This window comes from Microbacterium sp. gxy059 (assembly GCF_050958665.1).
GTDB lineage: Bacteria > Actinomycetota > Actinomycetes > Actinomycetales > Microbacteriaceae > Microbacterium.
Genome location: NZ_JAMXWT010000027.1, coordinates 36,436 through 42,435, shown reverse-complemented (window position 1 = coordinate 42,435; position 6,000 = coordinate 36,436). Strand labels below are relative to the sequence as shown.

Genomic DNA, 6,000 nt, shown 5'->3' with positions numbered 1-6,000 from the left:
CCGCGCTTCCCCCGCAGGCGTAGGGCGCGAGATGTCGAGCTCGCTCGCCCCGGCCCGGTCGGTCAGCTGAGCGCCGTCAGCGTGATCGTGGCGTTGTACGTGCCGAGCGGGGTGTCCAGCGGAAGCTGGAGATCCAGTCCGGCGCCCGTGAGCGAGTCGCCCCTGGCGTGACCCTCGTTGGCCTGCACGAGGGTGCGGGAGACCGACAGGCCGTCTCCGCCGGAGAATCCCGAGGAGACCGCGGCGCCGGCGACGGCGTCGCCGGCGTTCTCGATCAGCTCGGGGCTCCACCCGAGGAAGCGGCTGGAGATCGTCTCCCCGCCCGCGACGAAGTCAGACACCTGAGCCGTGAGCGACCACGCGGGGCTGCCCGGTCGCGTGTCGAGCACGCGGATCGGCACGATCTCGCCCTCGGCGGAGAAGCGGTCGCCGTCCTCCTCCGCGACGCCGAGGTCGACGAGGGACGACGTGCCCTCGAGCGACCAGATGAGCTCGCCCGCGCGCTGCTCGGGCACGGTCACCGCGATCGACTGGTCGCCCTCCGGCAGGGCACCGGGGGCCTCTCCCTCGTGCTCTCCGTCGACCGACCCCGCGGCGTTGCCCTCTCCGAGGACGGCCGCGGGGTCGTTGCCCGACGTGCGGATGGCGCCGTGCACCTGCGTGCCCGCCACCCGGAGGGGGCCGGTGTTGTCGGTCAGGACGAGGTCGCCGCCGATCGTGTTCCCCCAGGCCTCGGGGGACCCGTCGGCGGTCGCGCCGATGAGGATCTCGCGCGACGATCCCGTGACCGTCAGGGATCCGGCCGCGATCGCGCCGCTGACGACGGCGCCGTACGGGGAGCCGACGAGATCGATGTCGGCTCCCACGGAGGTCCGCAGGAGGGTGACGTAGCTGGCCTGCTGCGTGAGGAGGCCCCCGCCGATGGACGAGTCGGACACCTCCACGTCGATGCCGCCCGCCGCGACGGATCCCCCGACCTCGAGATCCTGCAGGTAGAGGAAGCCGCTGCGGGTGCCCTCCGAATAGGCGCTCACATCGCCGCCGACGCGGGTGCCGTCGACGAGCACGCCGTACGCGTCGTCGGCGACGAGGTCGCCGCCCACGACCGCGGACGTGGCATCGAGCCAGCCGCCCGGCTCGACGATGACGCTCCCGGAGACCTCCGCTCCGCCGAGCACGCAGGTCGCGCCGGCGGGGACGACGAGGTCTCCCTCGACGACGCGGTCGCCGAGATCCTCCGCGCATTCGACCCCCGCGGCGTACGCGGCGGGCGCGACGACCAGCGATCCTCCGGCGAGCAGCACCGCGGCCGTCGGGGCGATCCACTTCTTCGTGTTCTTCATGACCTTCTCCTCAGCCGCGCAGCGCGGCGATCTGTGCGTAGCTCCGGCGCGCGTTGCCGAGCGAGTTCGCCGGGTGGGGCGGCTCGGCGACGTTCGACGCGTTGTCCTGCTCGTAGAGCCCGAACCGCTGACCGCGGTCGCGCTTCAGCTGCGCGAGGAAGCTCTGGTAGGGGATGTCCCCCGCCCCGAACTCGATGATGTCGAGCCCGTTGTCGCTGTCGGGGTTGAGCCGGCCGTCCTTGAGGTGAAGCATCGGGAAGCGCCTCGGATCGGCCGTCACGTAGTCGATCGGCTCGAAGCCGCCGTGCAGATGCTGTCCGACGTACGCCCAGTACACGTCGAGCTCGAAGACGACGAGCGAGGGGTCGAGCTCGTTCCAGAGGACGTCGTAGATCCGCGTCTTCGGGTCGTCGGAGGCGTAGGCGAACTCGCCCGCGTGGTTGTGGATGTAGAGGGTGAGGCCGGCGGCCTTCGCCTTCTGCCCCATCTCGTTCCACGTCTGCGCGGCGCGCTGCCAGTCGGCTTTCGCCGTGCCCTGCGCGATCGGCCCTCCCTGGCCGAGGAACGGCATCCCCAGCGCCGTCGCGTCCGCGATCTGGGCGTCGATGTTGTCGGGGGTGAGCGTGACGTGCGATCCGACGGCGCGCAGCCCGTTGTCGTCGAGCAGCCCCCTCAGCTCCGGCACGGTGATCGGTCCGACGTCGCCCTGCGTGTATCCGGCGAACTCGATCTCCGAGTAGCCGATGTCCGCGAGCTCCTCGAGCACGGCTCGGAAGCCCTCCGATGCGACCTTGTCGCGCACCGTGAACATCTGGATGCCGACCCGGTTGGTGGGCACGAGCCGGGTGCCGGCGGTGAGCGGCGACGGGGTAGCCGGCGCTGCGGCGGCTGCGGCCGCCGCGGCGCCGGTGTGCGCCAGCAGCGCCCCCGCGCCGACCGCGACAGATGAGGCGGCGATGGTCTTCAGCAGATTCCGGCGGCTCATCGGCTTCGCCGAGACCGTCGGGTGGTGATGGTGTGTCATGTCTCTCCTTCGAGAACGAGACCGGGCCGGAGCCCTCGTGATGTGGGTGGAGGGGGCTCCGGGGCGGCGGAGGATCCGCCGCCCCGGAGCCGGCGTCAGTGGCGCACCTGCAGCGTGAGAGTCGCGTTCGACTTCCTCACGCCGTCGGAGCCGCCGTAGGCGATCGTCACCTGATACGTGCCGACGTCGAGCTTCGGCAGGACGATCACGGCGTCTCCGCCGTCGAGGTCGGCGGGAACGGTCGCCACGACGGCGTTGTTCCTGCGAACCGTGGCGGTCACCCCGCCGGGCGCCGTGATCCCCGAGGCCGTCGTCACCGCGACGTCGACCTTGGCGGCGACCGCGGGCTTGACGGGGTTCGAGACGAGCGCGGCGTCGACGCTCGACGCCGTCTGCGCGACCACGATCCTCACCGAGTCGTCGGAGGCGAGGAACTCCTCGTCGCCCGTGTAGGCGACGCGCAGGCTGTGCGACCCGACTCCGAGGTCGGACGGCAGATCCACCGTCGCCTCCCCGTTCCCGTCAAGGGTCGCGCGCGCGATCTCCTCGTCGCGCTCGGTGACGACGACGTCGCCGGAGGGGACGCCGCCGTCTCCTTCGACCGTCACCGCGACGGATCCGGGAGCGCCGTAGACGACGCGAGCGGATTCCGCCGAAGCCGACGTCGTGCTCGGAGCCGGCTCCGTCGGCTCCGTGTCCGGAGCCTCCGCGATGCCCGCGCCCTCCATCGTGATGGCGTCGACGGAGACGTCGTCGGTCGAGGTCACATAGAGCTCGCCCGTGCCCGACGGCGCGTCCGCGAGATCCACGGCGATGTCCTGCCAGCCGTCGCCCCCGTCGAGCGTCGCCGTCGCGAACGGCTCGGCCTCGGGCTCGCCCCAGCGCAGCTGAACGTCGCCGGCGCCCGACGCGCGGACGACCGCGCTGTCGATGCCGACGAAGTTGACCGGGTCGAACCTCAGGAAGCCGTCGGCTCCGAGGCCGCGCACCGCGTTCCCTCCGGACGCCTCCGCGTCGGAGAAGACCTCGACGCCGACCTTCTCGATGGCGTGCTCGGCCTCCTGCGTCTTCGGGTTGATGCGCACGGTCGCCTCTCCGCGGGCGGGAGGCAGTCCGTTGGCGCCCGCGTCCTCGTAGTGCACGACGACCGCGCCGTAGAGGAGCGCGCCGACACCGTGCTCGGGGGAGTTGGGATCCGTGCGGAACGCTCCCTCGCAGCCGGTTCCCGACGACTCGGGGTGGGCGTGCTCGTCGTGGCCGAGACCGTAGGTCCACGTCACGCGCTCGCAGACCGTGTCCGCGCCGTCCTCGGCGTCCTCGGTCGAGATGAGGAACGGGATCTCGTCGCCCCAGTCGAAGAAGCCGCCCTGCGCCGGGTAGTCGACGCGGACCTCCGGCGCCTGGTTGCCGACCGAGATCACCGTGCTCGTCGCCGCAGACCGGCCGTTCTCGTCGGTGACGCGCAGTCGCGCCGAGAACGCGCCGATCTCCTCGTAGGTGTGCGAGGCGGTGACCCCCTCGGCGTCGAACTCGCCGTCGCCGTCGAAGTCCCACTCATACGAGAGCGCGTCGCCGTCGGGATCCACGGAGGCGGACGCGTCGAACTCGACGTCGAGCGGCGCCTCCGACGAGGAGCCCGGGGTCGCGGAGAACGCCGCCTGGGGCGTCTTGTTGTCCGGAGCCCAGTCGATGCGGTACAGCCCCGCGTCGGGGTTGGCGCGGAAGAACCCGTCGCCGTAGTCGAGCATGTAGAGCGCCCCGTCGGGACCGATCTCCATGTCCATGGGGTTGTCGTGCGGGTGCTGGCCCGCCGCGATGAGCGCGTCGTTCGGGAGGAAGTTCTCGATGTCGGTGACGGAGAAGGACTCCCAGTCGACGGTGAACGCGGCGACGTAGTCCTGAGAGAACTCGCCCATGAACACCTTGCCGTCCCAGTGCTCGGGCAGCTTCGTGTCGGACGGGTTGTCCGGGTCGAAGTGGTACGTGGGACCGCCCATCGGGCCCTGTCCCGACGACGTCCCGAACTCGACGAGCTCGTCCCAGGGCTGGTCCCCCGGGTTGTCTCCGTACCAGACGGTGGCGGCTCTCGCCTCGGGGATCTCCGTCAGGCCGGTGTTCCACCGCGACTCGTTGACGAGGTTCTCCGGGTCGAAGAAGTCCCGGGGCTCGCTGTTCTCGAAGTCCCAGTCGTTGTAGGCGAAGTTGTCGCCGTGCACGTAGGGCCAGCCGGCGTTGTGCGGGTCGTCGAGGCTCGCGACGTTCCATTCGACGTACCCCATGGGGCCGCGCACGCCGTCGGCCGCCTGCTCTCGCGTCGCGTCCGGCCCGTAGTCGCCCCAAGAGATCGAGTTGGTCTCCGCGTCGACGTCGAAACGGAACGGGTTGCGCACGCCCATGATGAAGATCTCGGGCCGGGTCCCCTCGGTGCCCGGTTCGAACAGGTTGCCCTCGGGGATCGTGTAGGAGCCGTCCTCTTCGACCTGGATCCGCAGGATCTTGCCGCGGAGGTCGGCGGTGCTGCCGGCGCCGCGGCGCGCGTCGAACCCGGGGTTCATGCCGGGGGCGTCGTTCGTCGGCGCGAAGCCGTTCGCGCCGGGCGTGCTGGCCGGGGTGTTGTCGCCGGTCGTCAGGTAGAGGTTGCCGTCGCCGTCGAAGTCGATGTCGGCCCCCACGTGGCAGCACTGTCCGCGCTGCACCTCGATGTCGAGGATCACCTGCTCGCTCGCCATGTCCAGCCCATCGCCGGTCCACTGGAATCGGGAGAGCCTGTTGACGCCCTTCCAGACGTCCCAGTAGCTCTCGTCCTCGCCTTCCGGCAGGGTCTCCGGGGCGTTGCCCTGCGGCGTGTCCGGCTCGCCGTCTCCGTCCGCATCGCGCGGCGCGTAGGAGAAGTACACCCAGCCGTTCTCCTCGAAGTCGGGATCGAGCGCGAGGCCCTGCAGCCCGTCCTCGGAGTTGGCGTAGACGTCGAACTCGGCGACGATCTCGGTCGTGCCGAGCGAGGGATCGGTCAGGCGCACCTCGCCGTTGCGCGCGGTGTGCAGCACCCGCGCGTCGGGCAGGACCGCGAGCCCGATCGGCTCGCCGACATCGCGGGTGAGCAGGTTGCGTTCGTAGTTGGTCCAGTCGAGAGCGGGTTCGGTCGCCTCGTTCGGCGGCGGATCTCCGTGCTCTCCGTCGTGGGCGCCCGCCGGGGCGGCGACGGCCGCCGTTCCGACGGCGAGCGCGGCGACGGCGACGATCGCGCCCGATCGCCGCCTTCCGCGTTGAAGGATACGATTCATCGTGACAACTCCCGGGAGTCTGAGTCCTGTCAGGGATGTGTTGTGAGGTCGGGTCACCTTCAGCCGCGGCAACGGCTCGCGAGGTGGCCCGATCATGCTGTCCGGCGTGCTCCGCCGGTGTCGTGCGCACCTCCGCTCATCATCGAGGGCCGGTCGAGTCCGCGGCGACGTCGCCGCGGGGGCCGGCGCTCTGCGCTCGCGCTCAGCGTCCGCCCAGCTGCCATCATAGGGATGTTCTGACGGCAGTCAATCAAAAGTTGCGCATCGAGCATCCCCTATTGATCGCGGCAAGGCAGGTATCGGCTCCTCCGGACCGCGTTCGGCCGGGAGCACGCACTGGGCCCCGACG

At 70.9% G+C, this 6,000-nt stretch carries 3 protein-coding genes; all 3 read right to left on the bottom strand.

Annotation, left to right across the window (positions count from 1 at the left end):
* Window positions 1-62 precede the first annotated feature (62 nt).
* The 3 genes from NHL53_RS13260 to NHL53_RS13250 all read right to left on the bottom strand — a co-directional run bounded on the left by NHL53_RS13260 (window position 63) and on the right by NHL53_RS13250 (window position 5,651).
* On the bottom strand, window positions 63-1,343 hold the full coding sequence (locus NHL53_RS13260) for a hypothetical protein (RefSeq protein ID WP_433777350.1): 1,281 nt from the start codon (window positions 1,341-1,343) through the stop codon (window positions 63-65).
* A 10-nt stretch (window positions 1,344-1,353) separates the two neighbouring features.
* Window positions 1,354-2,367 (bottom strand): sugar phosphate isomerase/epimerase family protein, encoded by a 1,014-nt coding sequence (locus NHL53_RS13255; protein WP_433777349.1) that lies wholly within the window; start codon window positions 2,365-2,367, stop codon window positions 1,354-1,356.
* Between the two features lie 95 nt (window positions 2,368-2,462).
* Window positions 2,463-5,651, bottom strand: a complete 3,189-nt coding sequence (locus NHL53_RS13250) for a PQQ-dependent sugar dehydrogenase (protein WP_433777348.1) — start codon at window positions 5,649-5,651, stop codon at window positions 2,463-2,465.
* Window positions 5,652-6,000 lie beyond the last annotated feature (349 nt).